Annotated in this window: 13 protein-coding genes; 9 read left to right on the top strand and 4 right to left on the bottom strand. The window is 68.2% G+C overall.

The window, feature by feature from the left end; all coding sequences use genetic code 11:
* Positions 1-104 precede the first annotated feature (104 nt).
* Positions 105-818: an SIMPL domain-containing protein gene (locus OH686_RS08540; protein ID WP_289537737.1), complete on the bottom strand. Its 714-nt coding sequence runs from the start codon at positions 816-818 to the stop codon at positions 105-107.
* A 202-nt stretch (positions 819-1,020) separates the two neighbouring features.
* Here OH686_RS08540 and OH686_RS08535 point away from each other — a divergent pair, with 202 nt between their 5' ends.
* From OH686_RS08535 to OH686_RS08495, 9 genes are all read left to right on the top strand, one after another.
* Positions 1,021-2,292, top strand: a complete 1,272-nt coding sequence (locus OH686_RS08535; protein WP_289537736.1) for an ATP-binding protein — start codon at positions 1,021-1,023, stop codon at positions 2,290-2,292.
* Positions 2,285-2,845 (top strand): response regulator transcription factor, encoded by a 561-nt coding sequence (locus OH686_RS08530; RefSeq protein ID WP_192400226.1) that lies wholly within the window; start codon positions 2,285-2,287, stop codon positions 2,843-2,845. Before OH686_RS08535 ends, OH686_RS08530 begins: the two co-directional genes overlap by 8 nt.
* 124 nt (positions 2,846-2,969) lie before the next feature.
* Positions 2,970-3,911, top strand: coding sequence for an AEC family transporter (locus OH686_RS08525; protein WP_289537735.1), 942 nt, complete (start codon positions 2,970-2,972; stop codon positions 3,909-3,911).
* Between the two features lie 109 nt (positions 3,912-4,020).
* Complete coding sequence (locus tag OH686_RS08520; protein ID WP_289537734.1) at positions 4,021-4,809, top strand: YfaP family protein; 789 nt, start codon at positions 4,021-4,023, stop codon at positions 4,807-4,809.
* A gap of 23 nt (positions 4,810-4,832) precedes the next feature.
* Positions 4,833-6,614: a DUF2138 domain-containing protein gene (locus OH686_RS08515; protein ID WP_289537732.1), complete on the top strand. Its 1,782-nt coding sequence runs from the start codon at positions 4,833-4,835 to the stop codon at positions 6,612-6,614.
* Positions 6,611-7,246 (top strand): DUF1175 domain-containing protein, encoded by a 636-nt coding sequence (locus OH686_RS08510; RefSeq protein ID WP_289537730.1) that lies wholly within the window; start codon positions 6,611-6,613, stop codon positions 7,244-7,246. The genes OH686_RS08515 and OH686_RS08510 overlap by 4 nt, the downstream gene beginning before the upstream one ends.
* Before the next feature lie 8 nt (positions 7,247-7,254).
* On the top strand, positions 7,255-11,799 hold the full coding sequence (locus OH686_RS08505) for an alpha-2-macroglobulin family protein (RefSeq protein WP_289537728.1): 4,545 nt from the start codon (positions 7,255-7,257) through the stop codon (positions 11,797-11,799).
* Positions 11,800-11,801: 2 nt separating this feature from the next.
* Positions 11,802-13,448, top strand: coding sequence for a DUF2300 domain-containing protein (locus tag OH686_RS08500; RefSeq protein ID WP_289537726.1), 1,647 nt, complete (start codon positions 11,802-11,804; stop codon positions 13,446-13,448).
* Positions 13,445-14,233, top strand: coding sequence for a YfaP family protein (locus OH686_RS08495; protein ID WP_289537724.1), 789 nt, complete (start codon positions 13,445-13,447; stop codon positions 14,231-14,233). The genes OH686_RS08500 and OH686_RS08495 overlap by 4 nt, the downstream gene beginning before the upstream one ends.
* Positions 14,234-14,314: 81 nt before the next feature.
* On the opposite strand, the gene OH686_RS08490 is transcribed toward OH686_RS08495, so the two are convergent.
* The 3 genes from OH686_RS08490 to gatB are packed head-to-tail and all read right to left on the bottom strand — an operon-like array spanning position 14,315 to position 16,658.
* Positions 14,315-14,698: a carboxymuconolactone decarboxylase family protein gene (locus tag OH686_RS08490; protein WP_289537722.1), complete on the bottom strand. Its 384-nt coding sequence runs from the start codon at positions 14,696-14,698 to the stop codon at positions 14,315-14,317.
* 11 nt (positions 14,699-14,709) lie between these two features.
* Entirely contained in the window at positions 14,710-15,162 is a 453-nt protein-coding gene (locus tag OH686_RS08485) for a septal ring lytic transglycosylase RlpA family protein (RefSeq protein WP_289537720.1), read from the bottom strand.
* A 47-nt stretch (positions 15,163-15,209) separates the two neighbouring features.
* Positions 15,210-16,658 carry an Asp-tRNA(Asn)/Glu-tRNA(Gln) amidotransferase subunit GatB gene (gene gatB / locus OH686_RS08480; protein ID WP_289537718.1) on the bottom strand — a complete coding sequence of 483 codons (1,449 nt, stop codon included), beginning with the start codon at positions 16,656-16,658 and terminating at the stop codon, positions 15,210-15,212.
* Positions 16,659-16,671: the final 13 nt, after the last annotated feature.

Genomic DNA, 16,671 nt, shown 5'->3' with positions numbered 1-16,671 from the left:
TGTAGAAGCTGTGACGAAGCTGTAATGCTTTGTCGCAATTGTGCAAATTTCGCCGGGAAATGTGGCGATGGGCCACTGCGCGAGCAGTGGCCCATCGCTCCCGATCAGGGCAGCTGCACCTCGATCACGCCATCGGCGCTCATGCTCACCCGGCTGGTGCCGGCCTCGATCTGCGGCGCCGCCTCGCTCTTGCTGAAGCTGCCGCGATCCATGGCCATGGCGTGCATCGGCATCACCGGCTGGAAGCCGCTGCCGTTGAGGCTCAGGCTGACCAGCTTGTAGCCCTTGCCGCCGACGGCCTCGGTGGCCAGCTGGGCACGAGCCTTGAAGGCGTTCACCGCCTGCTTGATCAGCTGGTCCTCGCTGGCCTTGCGGCTGTCCTCGGCCACGGCGAAGCTCATCTCGGCCATCTTCAGCTCGCCCAGCAGGTCGGCGGACAGCTGCGCCAGGCGGGCGAACTCGGCGCTCTCCAGGCGCAGCTCGGCGCGCTCGCGCCAGGCGCCAATCTTGCTGCCTTCGTCTTCGTACACCGGGTAGCTCTGCCGGCTGCCCAGGCTGACTTTCACGCCCTGCACCTTGCGCGCCTTGTCGATGGCGGCGTTGAGGGTCTTGGTCACGCCGACGGCCAGCTCGGCCGGGTCGTCGCTCTGCGCCTCGGTATAGAGGGTGACGTACATGCGGTCGTGGGCCACTTCCTGGCTGACTTCGGCGCGCAGCGATACCTGGTTGTAGCGCGGCTCGTCGGCCATGGCCGGCAGGCTGGCGAGGGTGGCCAGGCCGAGGGCGACGGTGGCGGCGAGACGGTTGAATGCGTGCATGGGGACTCCTTGCGGGTGGTTGTCCTGGTGTTTGACGAAGTGGTCAGACTATTCGGGTTAAAGCTTGTTCGCAGGTTTTCTTTTTCCAGTTGCCGGCTCGTTCGCGGCTTCGCTCGCAGGCGGGCCTCGCTGCGTCCGGTTGACGCAGGTCAGCGGCCACCCAAGCCCTCTGGTTATACTCGCCGGCATGCCCGGAGCCTCTATGTACGCACCCGTCCAATTGCTGTCCGCCAGCCGCCAGAATCTCTGGCGCCTGACCCTGATTCGCCTGCTGGTACTGGCCGCCCAGGCCGGCTCGGTGGGCATCGCCTACCTGTCCGACCTGCTGCCGCTACCCTGGCTGCCGCTGTGCATCACCCTCGGCGTGTCCCTCGGTTTGTGTCTGCTCACCGCCTTGCGCCTGCGCGGGCCGTGGCCGGTGACCGAGCTGGAGTACACGGTGCAGCTGGCCTGCGACCTGGTGATCCACAGCCTGCTGCTGTACTTCTCCGGCGGCTCGACCAACCCCTTCGTGTCCTATTACCTGGTGCCGTTGACCATCGCCGCGGCGACCCTGCCCTGGCTCTACTCGATGTTCCTCGCCGGGCTGGCATTGACCGGCTACACCGCGCTGCTGATCTGGTATCACCCGATGCACCTGAACAATGTGCAGCACGAGGCGATGCTGATCAGCCTGCACCTGTTCGGCATGTGGCTGAACTTCCTGCTGTCCGCCGCCTTCATCACCTTCTTCGTGGTCAAGATGGCCGGCGCCCTGCGCCGCCAGGACGAGCTGCAGGCGCTGCGCCGCGAGGAGGGCATGCGCGACCAGCAGCTGCTGGCCGTGGCCACCCAGGCCGCCGGCGCCGCCCACGAGCTGGGCACGCCGCTGGCGACCATGAGCGTGCTGCTCAAGGAGCTGCGCCAGGAGTACCGCGACAAGCCGACCCTGCAGGACGACCTGGCCCTGCTGCAGGAGCAGGTCAAGCTGTGCAAGGAGACCCTGCAGCACCTGGTGCGCGCCGCCGAGGCCGACCGCCGCCAGGCGGTGTTCGAGCAGACCGTCGTGCAGTGGCTGGAGGCGACTCTCAACCGCTGGCACCTGATGCGCCCCGAGGCCACCTATCGCTTCCAGTGCTTGGGCGGCGGTGCGGTGCCGCGCCTGTTGCCGCCGGCCGACCTGACCCAGGCCCTGCTCAACCTGCTGAACAACGCCGCCGATGCCTGCCCGGACAAGCTCGACATCCGCCTGGACTGGGACGCGAGCTGGATCAAGCTGAGCATTCGCGATCACGGCGCCGGTGTGCCGCTGGCCATCGCCGAGCAGATCGGCAAACCCTTCTTCACCACCAAGGGCAAGGGCTTCGGCCTCGGCCTGTTCCTCAGCCAGGCCAGCGTGACGCGGGCCGGTGGTTCGGTGAAACTCTACAATCACGAAGAGGGCGGCACGCTGACGGAACTGCTGCTGCCGAGGCTTGGAGATGAGCATGTCTGACGAACAACTGCACGATCAGGAAGACCAGCCGCACCTGCTGCTGGTGGACGACGACGCCACCTTCACCCGCGTCATGGCCCGCGCCATGGACCGCCGCGGCCTGCGCGTGAGCGTGGCCAACTCGGCGGAGGAGGGGCTGGCCCTGGCCAAGGAAGATCTGCCGGACTACGCCGTGGTCGACCTGAAGATGGAAGGCGATTCCGGCCTGGTGCTGCTGCCCAAGCTGCTGGAGCTGGACCCGGAGATGCGCGTGGTGATCCTCACCGGCTATTCGAGCATCGCCACCGCCGTGGAGGCGATCAAGCGTGGCGCAACCAACTACCTGTGCAAGCCGGCCGACGCCGACGACGTGCTCACCGCGCTGCTCTCCGAGCATGCCGATCTCAACACCCTGGTGCCGGAAAACCCGATGTCGGTGGACCGCCTGCAGTGGGAGCACATCCAGCGCGTGCTGGCCGAGCACGACGGCAATATCTCCGCCACCGCCCGTGCCCTCGGCATGCACCGCCGGACCCTGCAACGCAAACTGCAGAAGCGCCCGGTACGCCGCTGAGCCACTCCTGTTCGTGTTCCGCGCATGGCTGCGCGGGGCACGAGTGCCATTGAAAGCCTGGTGAAAGCCCCTTCCCGACTGCAGCGGTTATCATTAGCCGCCTAATCAAGTAGTCGGGGCTGCCATGCTCGCCGTTGTCCAGCAGACGCTCGCCATCACCGCGCCGGTGTTCTCCATGCTGTTCCTCGGGGTGGTGCTCAAGCGCCTGGCCCTGATCGACGGCCACTTCATCAACACCGCCTCGGCCCTGGTGTTCAACGTTAGCATGCCGGTCATGCTGTTCCTCGCCATCCTGCACGCCGACCTGAATACCGCGCTGCAGCCTGCAGTGCTCGGCTACTTCCTGCTAGCAACCGTGCTCGGTTTCCTGCTGGTCTGGGGCTGGGCCCTGCTGCGGGTGCCGCGGGCCGAACGCGGCGTGTTCGTGCAGGGCTCGTTCCGTGGCAACAACGGCATCATCGGCCTGGCCCTGGCCACCAGCCTGTACGGCGACTACGGCCTGTCGCTAGGTGGCATCCTCGGCGGGGTGGTGATCCTCAGCTACAACACCCTCTCGGTCATCGTGCTGGAGGTGTACAACCCCAACAGCAAGGCCAGTCCCTGGAGCATCCTCAAGGGCATCCTGCGCAATCCGCTGATCCTCGGCGTGCTGGCGGCGATTCCCTTCGCCTACTGGCAGGTGCGCCTGCCGACCTGGTTGACCACTTCCGGCGAATACCTGGCGCAGCTGACCCTGCCGCTGGCGCTGATCTGCATCGGTGGCACCCTGTCGCTGGCCTCCTTGCGCGCCAGCAGCGGCCTGGCCATCGGCGCCAGCCTGATGAAGATGGTCTGGCTGCCGATCCTCGCCACGCTTGGCGCCTTCGCCCTCGGCTTCCGCAATGCCGAGCTGGCCATCCTGTTCCTCTACTTCGCCAGTCCCACGGCCGCGGCCAGCTTCGTCATGGCCAAGGCGGCCGGCGGTAACCACGAACTAGCGGCGGCGATCATCGTGCTCACCACTCTGGTCGCGGTGGTCACCACCAATATCGGCCTCTTCGTGCTGCAGTGGGGCGGCTGGATCTAGACGGAAGATGTGAAGCGCTGCCGATCTCCGCAGGGTGGCACCGCGGCTCGATTGCCTGGCATGCTGCCGCCCGGTAGCCTATATACCTCGCGCTTTTAAAGGATTAATCATGCGCCCCCTGCTGTTGTCGGTGAGCCTGATGCTAGTGGCATCGGTTGCCTGGGCAGACCCCTCCGCCAGCCTCGAAGGCCCCACCGCCGGCTGGCGTCATGACGGCCTGCTGGAACGCTCGGCCGATGCCCGCGTGGCCTACCCGACGCCGCCCATCGACCGCGGCGGCCAGCGTGGCCGCAGCCTGATCGCCGGCAAGCTCGAAGGCACCCAGGGCCTGCGCCAGCCGCGTACCCTAGCGGTCAATGGCAATCCCCTTCCTCTATACACCGACGCCGAGGGGCGCTTCGTCCGTCCCTACAACTTCGGCGCCGGCTCTAACAGCGTCGAGCTGCGTGCCGATGGGAAGCCGCTGCGCCGCGTGCAGTTCTATGAAGCCAACCACCTGAAGACGCCGGCGCGGGTGCGCATCGTCCTCGGCTGGGACGACCCCAAGGCCGAGCTCGACCTGCACGTGATCACCCCCGACGGCCAGCACGCCTTCTGGGCCGACCCGGTGATGAGCAACGGCGGCGGCCTCGACGTGGACAGCGTCGACGGTCCCGGTCCGGAGATGTTCACCATGACCGCGCCGCTGCACGGCACCTACCTGGTGTACGTCAACTACTGGGGCAACCTGGGCAGCCAGGGCTACAACTTCCAGGCCGGCAGCAACCAGAACGAGATGATCACCTCGCAGATCAGCCTGGTGTTCAACGAGAACACCGTCAACGAGCGGCGCGAGACCTTCGTCGTGCCGCTGCGCACCATCGGCGAGTTGCTGCCGGTGAAGTCCTTCAACTACTGAACGCTCCCGCGGAGTCTTTACCTATGAGCGACACCACCACTCCCGTCGAGCCCGTCACCACGCCGGGCCCGCGCCGCTGGCGCCCGCTGCTGATTGGCCTGGCCGTGGCCCTGCCGGTGACCGCCGCCGGCCTGTTCGCCTGGCTCAAGTACGAGCCGCAGGGCGAGCGCCAGTTGGTCGAGGCCAACCACCTGGGCCTCGACCTGGCGCGCCCGGACGTGCTGATCGAGAGCGCCTCGCTGAGCCGCCTGCCCAAGGACGTGCTCAAGGTGCCGCTGCTGCGCGACACCCTTACCGAGGACCTGGTGTTCTACTACGAGGCCAACGCCGACCGCCTCGGCCTGACCGGCAGCCTGCGCCGGATCATCTACGAGCACGACCTCGAACTGCGTGACAACCTGCTCGACGAGCTGCTCGACCAGCCCGCCGAGGTGGCCCTGTGGCGTGACGCCGGTGGCCGCCTGCGGCATTTCGTGGTGCTGATCCAGCGTGGCGGCCTGGCCAAGCTGCTGGAGCCGCTGGCCAAGGTGGCACTGGACGACACCCAGCTGAGCCAGGCCGGCGAGTTCCTCGTCGATGGCGCGCCGGTGCCTTTCTATCGCCTGCGCTACAACGGCGATCGCTCGATCCTGTTCGCCTCCCATGGCGACCAGCTGCTGCTGATGTCCAGCGCCGACATGCTGTTCGGTCCTGCGCCGGAGCCTGAGGTCGATGAAGACGCTGCCGTGGCTCTGGATGAAAACGGTGAGGTGATCCCGCCCACACCGCCAGAGCCGGGCCTGGCCAAGGTCTCGGCCGAGGCCGCCGAGGCCCTGCTGGCCGGCCAGCATCCCTTCCCCGAGCGTTTCGGCCTGGCCGAACGCGGCGCCCTGCAGCAGCGCGTGACCCTGGGCGCGGACTTCCTCGCCTTGGGCTACCGGCGCTTCCTACCGGCCTTCGCCGGCCTGCGCTTCGAGCTGAACGACAAGGGCTGGGGCAGCTTCCTGGCCCTGGACGAGGTGGAAGGGCAGGGCGCCTTCGACTTTGCCCCGGTGTGGCGCGCCATGCCCATGGGCGCCAGCGCCTGCGTGGCGCTGCCGGTGGCGCCCGGCCTGCCCGAGCGGCTGCTGACCAAGGTCGGCGCTGAACCCAAGGCCGCCGCCGAGCTGGCCGGCCAGCTCACTAGCAGCGCCGGCCTGTGCTGGTATCCGGATTCGCGCCTGCACTCGCCGCTGCTGGTCGGCACCCTCAAGGACAAGCCCGGTGCACAGACCGACGCCGAACTGGGCAAGCTGTTCGACAGCCTGATCGGCGCCTGGGAGCCCTACGCCGAAGGCGGCAGCTTCCCAGTGCAGGACAGTGCCCAGGGCGAGCTGCACAAGTGGCAGCGCCAGGTCGGCTCCAACTTCGGCCAGTACCCGGCGGACCTCGCCGCGCAGCCGGATGCCCTGGCTTCGCGCGGCTTCTTCCGCGTCAGCCTGGCGCGCCACGGCTCGACCTTGCTGTTCTCGCTGGACGACCGCCTGCTCGACAAGGCCCTGCAAACCCTCGACAAGCGCTTCCCGCCGCTGGCCGAAGTGCTGCCGGGCAATGCCCTGGTGCCGGCCTACCTGGCGCCGGACAGCCTGGCTGCGCTTCTCGAACGCGAGACCCTGGACAGCCTGCCGGAAGACATCGAACCGGTGTTCCGCAACGCTGCCCAGGCCAACCTGTTGCCCAAACTGCGTTCGCTGTCCGGCCACGGCAAATACGCCCTGAGCCTGCCGGCCGATGCCGAGGCTAACGAAGCCTGGCAGTGGCTGCCGCTGCAGTGGCGCGCCCTGTGAAACGACTGCTGATAGGCGTGTTGCTGCTCGCCCTGGGCGGGCCGGCGTTCGCCATCGAGCAGGCGCCAGCGCTGGACGTGCAACAGTCCCAGGTGTTTCGCGCCTGGTTCGTGCGCATCGCCCAGGAGCAGCTGCGCCAGGGCCCCAGCCCGCGCTGGCACCAGCAGGACTGCGCCGGCCTGGTGCGCTTCGCCGCCAACGAGGCGCTCAAGGTTCACGACGCCAAGTGGCTGCACGCCAACGGCCTGAGCAACCGCTATCTGCCGCCGGAGCTGGAGCTGAGCGAGGCCCAGCGCGGCCTGGCCCAGCAGTGGCAGCAGGGCGGCGGCAAGCTCGGCCCCTACGTCAACGCGATCAAGCTGATCCAGTTCAACAGTGCCCTGGTGGGGCGTGACCTCAACCAGGCGCGCCCCGGCGACCTGATCTTCTTCGATCAGGGCGACGACCAGCACCTGATGATCTGGATGGGCCGCAACATCGTCTACCACACCGGCACCACCACCCCGACCGACAACGGCATGCGCTCCGTGAGCCTGCAGCAACTGATGACATGGAAGGACACCCGATGGATTCCCGACGCATCCAACCCCAACTTCATTGGCGTCTACCGGCTGCATTTTCTCAGCCGATAAGCGCGCCCATGAACCTGCTGCGTCTCGCCGCCGCGGCCCTGCTGGCCGCCGTGCTGCCGCTGGCCGCCCAGGCCGACGACAGCGTCGAGCCCAGCGGCTACTCGCCGGTGGCCGGGCAGTCGTTCTTCCTCCTGGCCGACAGCAGCTTCGCCAGCGACGAAGTGGCCAAGGTGCGCCTGGAGGCGCCGGGCCGCGACTACCGGCGCTACATGATGGAGCCCTACGGTGGCGTGGACGTGCGCGTGTATCGCATCGAGCAGCCGCTGGATTTCCTCAAGCGGCAGAAGAACCTGCACCGGGTGGTGGCCGAGGGGCAATACAAGGGCGAGGGCCTGTCCAATACCCTGGCCTACCTGTGGGACAACTGGTACCGCAAGTCGCGTCGGGTGATGCAGCGGGCCTTCTCCTACGAATCGCGGGTGCAGGTGACCGAAGAGGCGCCGGAGCTGAAGATGGGCGACGCGATCAAGGCGCCGACGCCCTTCGAGGCTCAGCCGCAGTACGCGCCGATGAAGGGCGTGCCGCTGGTGACTCAGTTCCGCTACCCGCTGTGGGACGCCAAGGCCATCCAGCCGCCCAAGGGCGTCGAGCTGGCCGGCTCGTCCAGCTCCTTCGTCACCGTCAATCCGGGCAACGTCTATATCCCGTTGGGCAAGCTCAAGCCGGGTCTGTACCTGGTCGAGGCGCTGGTCGGCAAGTTCCGCGCCACCACCGTGCTGTTCGTCTCCAACACCGTGGCGGTGAGCAAGATCGCCGGCAAGGAGCTGCTGGTGTGGACCGCGCATAAGCATGAGGGCAGCGCCGTGGCTGGCGCCAAAGTGCTGTGGACCGACGGCCTGGGCGTGATGCGCAGCGGCAGCACCGACGGCCAGGGCCTGCTGCGCCTGCAGCACGCCAGTCCGGAACGCTCCTACCTGCTCGGCGAGGATGCCGAGGGCGGCGTGTTCGTCTCGGAAAACTTCTATTACGACAGCGAGATCTACGACACCAAGCTCTACGCCTTCACCGACCGCCCGCTGTACCGCCCGGGCGACTGGGTCGAGGTGAAGATCGTCGGTCGCGAGTTCACCAGCGCGCGTGACTCCAAGGCCGCCGAGGCGGCGCCGATCAAGCTGGCGGTGCTCGACGCCAACGGCACCACCCTGCAGACCCTCGACCTGAACCTGGATGCCCAGGCCGGTACCCAGGGCCGCTTCCAGCTGCCGGACAATGCCGTGGCCGGCGGTTACGAGCTGCGCTTCCTCTACCGCGACCAGCTGTACAGCAGCGCCTTCCGCGTCGCCGACTACATCAAGCCGCACTTCGAGATCGCCCTCGACCTGGCCAAGCCGGACTTCCGCACCGGCGACAAGGTCACCGGCAACCTGGTGCTGCTCTACCCGGACGGCAAGCCGGTGAAGAGCGCGCGTCTGCAGCTGAGCCTGCGCGCCCAGCAGCTGTCGATGATCGACAACGAACTGCAGTACCTCGGGCAGTTCCCGGTGGAGCTCGCCAGCAGTGAACTGGCCACCGACGACCAGGGCCGCGCCGCCTTCGAGCTGCCGGCCGCCGACAAGCCGAGCCGCTACCTGCTGACCGTGTTCGCCAGCGACGGCGCCGCCTACCGGGTCAAGACCAGCAAGGAAATCCTTATCGAGCGCGGCGCTGCACGTTACCGCCTGGAGGCACCGCAGCGCTTCAGCGCCGCCGGCGAGGCCGTGCAGTTCAGCTATCGCAGCGAGCAACCGACCGAGCTCAAGCCGGCCAGCTACGAGTGGGTACGCCTGGAAGACCAGAGCAAGCACAGCGCCAGCCTGGGCGAGGACGAACAGGGCTTCAGCCTGAGCTTCGAGCACCCCGGCACCTACAACATCACCCTCAAGGACGAACACGGCCTGATCCTCGGCGCCACCGGTCACTCGGTCAGCGGCAGCGGGCTGAAGGCAGTGGCCGGCACCGTCGAGGTGGTGTTCGATCGTGATCAGTACCAGCCGGGTGACGAGGCGCTGGCGCTGATCACCTTCCCCGAAGCGGTGGGCGACGCGCTGCTGACTCTGGAGCGCGACAAGGTCGAGGCCACCGCGCTGCTCTCAAGCGGCGGCGACTGGCTCAAGCTGGAGAAACTCAATGACACCCAGTACCGCGCGCGTATCCCGGTGGACGATCACTTCGCCCCCAACCTGACCTTCTCGGTGCTCTACACCAAGGGCGGCGACTACAGCTTCCAGAACGCCGGGATCAAGGTGGCCAAGGCGCAGATCGAGATCACTGTTCGCACCGACAAGGAGCTCTACCAGCCGGGCGAGACGGTCACCGTCGATCTCGCCACCCAGTTCAAGGGCCAGCCGGCCGCCACCCGCCTGACGGTGAGCGTGGTGGACGAGATGATCTACGCCCTGCAGCCGGAGATCGCCCCTGGCATCGACCAGTTCTTCTACCATCCGCGGCGCAACAACGTGCGCACCAGCGCTAGCCTGTCGTTCATCAGCTACGACGTGGCCCTGCCGGGCGACGCCACCGCACCGGGGCGGGCCAACCGCAGCGAGCGTGGGGTCAAGGTGCTGGAGCGGCCGCGCCGCGAGGAAGTCGACACCGCCGCCTGGCAGCCGGACCTGGTCACCGATGCCCAGGGCAAGGCGCAGTTCAGCTTCCGCATGCCCGACTCGCTGACCCGCTGGCGCATCACCGTGCGCGCGGTCAACGACGGCGGCGAAGTAGGGCAGAAGAAACAGTTCATCCGCTCCGAGAAGCCGCTGTACCTGAAGTGGAGTGGGCCGACCCTGTTCCGCGACGGCGACAAGCCGCAGCTGGGACTGTTCGCCTTCAATCAGGGCGAGGAGGAAACCGAAGCGGAACTGGTTACCCGCTTCGCCGGCCAGGAACAGCGGCAGAAGGTCGAGCTGGCCCGTGGTGCCAACTACCTGTCCCTGCCGCCGACCGCCCTGGCTGCCGGCGAGCTGACTGCCGAACTGGTGCAGGAAGGCAAGCCGATCGATGCCCTGGCCGTGGGGCTGCGCGTCGCCGGCGAAGGCTGGCAGCGCCTGCATGTGCATAACATGGCACTCAACCCGGGCAGCAACCCGCTGAGCCTGCCGGCGGACGCCAGCAATATCCGCCTGCGCCTCGGCGACAGTAGCCAGATGCTGTTCCGCTCGGCCCTCGACGACCTGCTGGAATACCCCTACGGCTGCGTCGAGCAGACCGCCAGCCGCCTGTTGCCGCTGAGTCTGGCCTACCCGACGCTGGCCAAGGGCGAGACGCGTATCGGCGACCGCCTGCGCCTGATCATGCAGAACAGTCGCCTGCGCCTGGTGCAGATGGCCGGGCCGGAAGCGACCTTCACCTGGTGGGGCGAGGGTGAGAACGCCGATGCCTTCCTCACCGCCTACGCCTACTACGCCGACTGGCACGCCAGCCGCGCCCTGGCCGTGCAGCTGCCGCCGGAGCACTGGCAACGCGTGCTGGATATTTACGCCGCGCAGGCGCCGAGTGTGCCGCTGCTGCAGCGCGCGCTGATCCTCGGCTTCGCCCGCGAGATGCAGCTGCCCACCGAGACCCTGCTCAAGGGCCTGCTCGACGACCTGGCCGACGCTGCCGAGGGCGAGGAGGTGGCACTGGACGACAGCGGCGAGACCAGCCTGGTGATGGCCTACCCGGACTCGCGCCTGGGCCTGGACCTGGCCCGCGTACTGGCCGCCGACATGGCCGGCGGCAAGGTCGGCCTGCCGCCGCGCTTCGCCGTCGGCCTGGCCGCCGCCCGCGAGCGCGTCGCGGCCAGCACCCAACCGTTCGCCGAGGCGATACGCCTGTCCCGTGGTCCGGTCGATCCGCTACAGATCAATGCCCTGCTGCAGCGCCTGACCCCGGCCCAGGCCACCCTGGAGCGTGCCCTGGCGCTGACCTGGCTGCAGCGTCGCCTGGGCGATGCCCCGCTGGTCGCTGTACCGCAGCCGGGCGCCAGCTGGCAGGCCCGCGAGGGTGCCAGCGGCGAGACCCTGTGGCAGTGGCAGGGCAACCAGCCGCCGAGCGCGCTGGAGCTGCCGGCCGAGCTGGGCAGCCCGCTGGTTGCAGCGCTCAGCTATGACAGCGCCGCCACGCCGCCGAGCGGCCCGCTGGAGGTGAAAGTAACTCGTCGTCTGCTGCGTCTGGTGCCGGGAGAAGCGGCATTCAGCTTCAGTGCCGAGGAAGTGGGCGATGGCCCGATCTCCGGCGACCAGCTGTATCTCGACGAGATCACTTTGGAGAGCGAGGCCGAGACGCCACGCCGCTACGGCCTGCTGGAAGTACCGCTGCCGCCGGGCGCGGACGTCGAGCGCACCACCTGGGGCCTGCAGGTCAGCGGCCTGGATTCGGAAGAGGCGGCGCCGCTGGAGAAGGCCCGCCACGAGCCGGGCCAACTGCTCTACGCGGTGCCGGTGGACAGCCTGCAGGGCAAGCTGGTGCTGCGTCACCTGGTGCGCTTCTCGCAGAAGGGTGAGTTCCACCTGCCGCCGGCACGCTACTCGCGCATGTATGACCCGCAGGCCCAGGCCTTCGAGCAGAAGCCGGCACTGGCCGAGCTGAAGGTCGAGTAAGGATGCGCGCGCTCGCCTGGCTGGCGCTGCTGCCGCTGCTGGTCTCCGCTGGGCCGGCGCCGTTGCAGCTGGCCTGGCACACGCCGCAGGGCGCCGAGCTGTTGCGCCTGGACGAGCGGCAGCTGCTTTCTCGCGAGCCGCTGCCGGCGAGCCTGGAGGCGCCGCTGGGCAGCCTGTGGAAGCTGTTCGTCTACGCCTACCAGGTCGACCGCGGCCTGCCCGATCCGGGCTACGCCTGCACCGGCCAGGATCGCGAGGAGGTTTACTGCTGCAAGGCCGGCGAGCGCATCGATCGTGACCAGGCGCTGGTGCGTTCCTGTGGCCTGTACTTCGCGCCGCAACGCCTCGGCCTGCAGGCCGGTGAGTGGCGCGACTACTGGCAGGCGCGCCGCGCGCCGCAGTGGCTGCTCGATCTCGACGGCCTGCAGCCGCAGCGCCGGGTGGCGGTAGGCCAACTGCTCGACAGCCTGGCCACGCTGCCGGCCCAGGCCGAGGCGCGCCGCGTGCTGCTCGACGTGCCGGTGAGCGCCGCCGACGGCGCGCTGCTCGGCCCGCTCGGCGGCCGCCTGCGGGTGAAGACCTGGAGCTGGCTGGCCGATGGAGATGCCCAGGCGCGCCAGGGTGGTTTCGCCGGCTGGCTGGCTGACGGCACACCGCTCTGGGTCGGTGGCTCTGGCGCCAGTCATGGCGTGCTCAAGCGCCATGCCGAGGTTCTCGGCAAGGTGCTGCCGGCGCCCTGGCCAGCGGAGCCGGGTGGTTGCGTCGAGGTGGCACTGTTCGACCGCTATCCGCTGCGCGGCCTCAGTCGCGTGAATGGCGACATGGTGCGCCAGTCCGGCACGTTGCGCGGGCACTACCGGGCGGCATTCGCCAACGGCAACGCACTGGAGATCGAGAGCCAGGGCGAGCTGTTTCTGCTGGCTGGCGAGCAGCCGCGGCTGGTGGCGCGCCTGAGCCGCGAGGAATACGTGGCGCGGGTGCTGGACCGCGAGGCGACGGCGCAGCCGGCCGAGGCGGCCAAGGCCCTGGCGGTGAGCATCCGCAGCTACCTGCTGCAGAACGGCGAGCGCCGTGGCGAATGCCTGGCGATCCGCGATAGCAGCGCCCAGCAGCGGGTGGCGCCGCGTCCGGCCAGCGCCGCCGCCCGCGAGATCGCCGCCTGGACCGCCGACCTGGTGCTGGCCGGCAGTCCCGTCACCTATCACGCCGGCCAGTCCGGCGCGGATCGCCTGGCCTGGAGCCAGGCCGTCGAGCAGGCCCAGGCCGGCCTGCGCTACGACGCCATTCTCGCCCGCGCCTTTCCGCGTGCCAGCCTTGGGCGTTGGGACCGGCCGGTGGCCGCCTGCCAGCCTCTGCCTGCCGCCGAGGACTGGCTGCATAAGCAGCGCCGCAGCTGGCGCGAGCTGCTGGACAGCGAGCCGGGCTATGCCGAGACCGCCGAGTTCGCCGTGTGCCGCCTGTACAGCGGCAACCCGCATGTCGACCGCGAGCGCCGGCGCATCTACGTGCGTGGCCTGCACTCGCTGCAGGACCGCCTCGACCTGACCCACGAATACCTGCACCTGGCCTTCGACGCCCATCCAAATGGCCAGGATGAAACCTATATCGAGGGCCTCGCCCGCCATCTGCTGCTGGAAGCTCAGCCATGAATCATCGCCTGTATCCCTTCGTCCTTCTGGCCTGCACCATGCCCATCGGTGCTTTCGCCGGGATCACTCTGGACACCCCGCGCGCCGGCTGGCGCACCGGCTCCGACGAGGGCGCGCACTTCATGCAGGAGGTCAACTACCCGGCCTCGGCGGTCAACAGCGCGCCCGACCAGGGCGACAGCGCACGCATCCGCGGGCAGATCAGCGCCACCGACAAGGCGCCCAGCGGTGCGCCGGCGCGCCTGGTGGTCAACGGCCTGAGCATGCCGCTCAAGGTGCAGGAGGGTGGCGGCTTCGACCGGCCGTTCGTGTTCCCGGCCGGCAGCAACAATGTCGAGGTGCGCAGCCCGGATGGCCTGCAGGTACGCCGCGTGCAGTTCTACAACAACGGCAGCGGCGAGACACCGGCCAAGCTGCGGGTGGTGCTGTCCTGGGACAGCGACAACACCGACCTCGACCTGCACCTGGTGACGCCCGATGGCGGCCACGTCTGGTACGGCGAGCGCGCCCTGGCCAACGGTGCGGCGCTGGACGTGGACGTGACCGGCGGCTTCGGCCCGGAGATGATCGCCTCGCCGACCCCGCTCAAGGGCGAGTACCTGGTCTACGTCAACTACTACGGCGGCGGCCACGGCGTCGAGGGCGACCCGGCGCAGGCGCTGACCACGGCGCAGGTAACGCTGATCAGCGGCGAGGGCAGTTCCAACGAGAAGCAGGAATCCTTCCTCATCCCCATGCGCGCGCCGGGCGAACTGACCCTGGTGAAGCGCTTCAGCTTTCCCTGAGCGGTTGGATAGCTCGTGTAGGGAGGGTGAAACCCGCGCCACTCATGGCGCATCGCACGCGGGTTGCACCCGCCCTACGGTTCAGGCGTCGGGCGCCTGCCAGGCATCAATCACTTCCTGCGCCGCGCGGAAGGCATCGATGGCCGCCGGCACGCCGGCGTAGACGGCGCAGTGCAGCAGCGCCTCGCGGATCTCCTCCACGCTGCAGCCGTTGTTCAGCGCACCGCGCACGTGGCCCTTCAGCTCCTGCGGGCATTTGAGCGCGGTCAGTGCGGCCAGGGTGATCAGGCTGCGGGTCTTGCGCTCCAGCACGCCGCGGGTCCAGACCCCGCCCCAGGCGTGTTCGTTGACGAAGTCCTGCAGCGGCTGGCTGAACTCGGTGGCGTTGTTCAGCGCGCGGTCGACGAAGGTGTCGCCCATCACTTCGCGGCGCACCCGCTCGCCGGCTTTGGCGTTATCGGTCATGGCTGGCTCCGTCAGTTGTCCACGGTCTCGATGCGCACCTGGGCGACGCCGGCGCGGAGCATGCCCAGCTCCTTGGCGGCAGCCTGCGACAGGTCGATCAGGCGGCCGCGGGTATGCGGGCCGCGGTCGGTGATGCGTACCACCACCGAGCGCTCGTTGGCCAGGTTGGTGACCTTGACCCGCGTGCCGAACGGCAGCTCGCGGTGGGCGGCGGTGAAGGCGTTGTTGTTCAGGCGCTCGCCGCTGGCGGTGCGCCGGCCGTGGTGGCGCGAGGCGTAGTAGGAGGCCTTGCCCTTGGCCTGGTAGCTGGGCTCGGCCTTGGGCTTGGCGACCGGGGCGGGCGCCTTGACCACTGGAGCGGTCTTGGGTGGCGGCACGGGTGGCGTGGGGCGCTGCACGGCTGGCTGGCTGGCGCAACCGGCCAGCAGTGCCAGGGGCAGGATGAAAGTCGCGATCTTGTACATGGCGGCTCCCGGAGAAAGGAACGCCGGGTTGCCCCGGCGTCGCGCTCTTAGCTTTCGAGCTTCTTCTTCAGCAGCTCGTTGACTTGGCCTGGGTTGGCCTTGCCTTTCGAGGCCTTCATCGCCTGGCCGACGAAGAAGCCGAACATCTTGCCGCGCTTGGCCTCGTCGGCGGCGCGGTACTGCTCGACCTGCTCGGCGTTGGCCGCCAGCACTTCGTCCAGCATGGCTTCGATGGCGCCCGAGTCGGTGACCTGCTTGAGGCCCTTCTTCTCGATCACCTCGTCGGCGCTGGCGCCTTCGCCGGCGGCCAGGGCCTCGAACACCATCTTGGCGATCTTGCCGCTGATGGTGTTGTCCTTGATGCGCAGGATCATGCCGCCCAGCTGTGCGGCGGAAACCGGCGACTGCTCGATCTCCAGGTTGTCCTTGTTGAGCAGGCTGGACAGCTCGCCCATCACCCAGTTGGCGGCCAGCTTGGCATCGCCGCAGGCCTTGGCCACCTGCTCGAAGTACTCGGCCATCTCGCGGCTGGCGGACAGTACGCTGGCATCGTAGGCGGACAGGCCGTACTGGCTCTCGAAGCGCTCGCGCTTCTGCGTCGGCAGTTCCGGCAGCTGGCTGCGCACCTCGTCGAGGAAGCTCTGCTCGATCATCACCGGCAGCAGGTCGGGGCAGGGGAAGTAGCGGTAGTCGTTGGCTTCTTCCTTGCTGCGCATGGAGCGCGTCTGGTCCTTATTCGGGTCGTACAGGCGGGTTTCCTGCACTACCTTGCCGCCGTCCTCGATCAGGTCGATCTGGCGCTGCACCTCGTGGTTGATCGCCTTCTCGATGAAGCGGAAGGAGTTGACGTTCTTGATCTCGGCGCGGGTACCGAACTCGGCCTGGCCCTTGGGGCGAACCGAGACGTTGCAGTCGCAGCGCAGCGAGCCTTCAGCCATGTTGCCGTCGCAGATGCCCAGGTAGCGCACCAGGGCGTGGATGGCCTTCACATAGGCCACTGCCTCTTTCGCCGAACGGATGTCCGGCTCGGAAACGATCTCCAGCAGCGGCGTGCCGGCGCGGTTCAGGTCGATGCCGCTCATGCCGTGGAAGTCTTCGTGCAGGCTCTTGCCGGCGTCTTCTTCCAGGTGGGCGCGGGTGATGCCGATGCGCTTGGTGCTGCCGTCTTCCAGGGTAATGTCGAGGAAGCCCTTGCCGACGATGGGGTGATCCATCTGGCTGGTCTGGTAGCCCTTGGGCAGGTCCGGGTAGAAGTAGTTCTTGCGCGCGAAGACATTCTTCGGCGCGATCTCGGCGTCGATCGCCAGGCCGAACTTGCAGGCCATGCGCACGGCCTCGGCGTTCAGCACCGGCAGGGTGCCGGGCATGCCCAGGTCGACCAGGCTGGCCTGGGTGTTGGGCTCGGCGCCGAAGGTGGTGGCGCTGCCGGAGAAAATCTTCGATTGGGTGCTGAGCTGAGCGTGGATCTCAAGCCCGATCACGGTTTCCCATTGCATGTCTTGATCCTTC

The sequence above is a fragment of the Pseudomonas sp. SO81 genome (assembly GCF_030374125.1).
In the GTDB taxonomy this organism is placed as follows: Bacteria; Pseudomonadota; Gammaproteobacteria; order Pseudomonadales; family Pseudomonadaceae; genus Aquipseudomonas.
Note: the sequence above shows the minus strand (reverse complement) of the source record. Positions and strands in the feature narration are given on the sequence as shown.

Coding starts and splice junctions, on each gene's coding strand:
- OH686_RS08540 (WP_289537737.1), bottom strand. CDS start 818: ATGCACGCATTCAACCGTCTCGCCGCCACCGTCGCCCTCGGCCTGGCC.
- OH686_RS08520 (WP_289537734.1), top strand. CDS start 4,021: ATGCGCCCCCTGCTGTTGTCGGTGAGCCTGATGCTAGTGGCATCGGTT.
- OH686_RS08530 (WP_192400226.1), top strand. CDS start 2,285: ATGTCTGACGAACAACTGCACGATCAGGAAGACCAGCCGCACCTGCTG.
- OH686_RS08490 (WP_289537722.1), bottom strand. CDS start 14,698: ATGACCGATAACGCCAAAGCCGGCGAGCGGGTGCGCCGCGAAGTGATG.
- OH686_RS08535 (WP_289537736.1), top strand. CDS start 1,021: ATGTACGCACCCGTCCAATTGCTGTCCGCCAGCCGCCAGAATCTCTGG.
- OH686_RS08485 (WP_289537720.1), bottom strand. CDS start 15,162: ATGTACAAGATCGCGACTTTCATCCTGCCCCTGGCACTGCTGGCCGGT.
- OH686_RS08525 (WP_289537735.1), top strand. CDS start 2,970: ATGCTCGCCGTTGTCCAGCAGACGCTCGCCATCACCGCGCCGGTGTTC.
- OH686_RS08500 (WP_289537726.1), top strand. CDS start 11,802: ATGCGCGCGCTCGCCTGGCTGGCGCTGCTGCCGCTGCTGGTCTCCGCT.
- gatB (WP_289537718.1), bottom strand. CDS start 16,658: ATGCAATGGGAAACCGTGATCGGGCTTGAGATCCACGCTCAGCTCAGC.
- OH686_RS08515 (WP_289537732.1), top strand. CDS start 4,833: ATGAGCGACACCACCACTCCCGTCGAGCCCGTCACCACGCCGGGCCCG.
- OH686_RS08495 (WP_289537724.1), top strand. CDS start 13,445: ATGAATCATCGCCTGTATCCCTTCGTCCTTCTGGCCTGCACCATGCCC.
- OH686_RS08505 (WP_289537728.1), top strand. CDS start 7,255: ATGAACCTGCTGCGTCTCGCCGCCGCGGCCCTGCTGGCCGCCGTGCTG.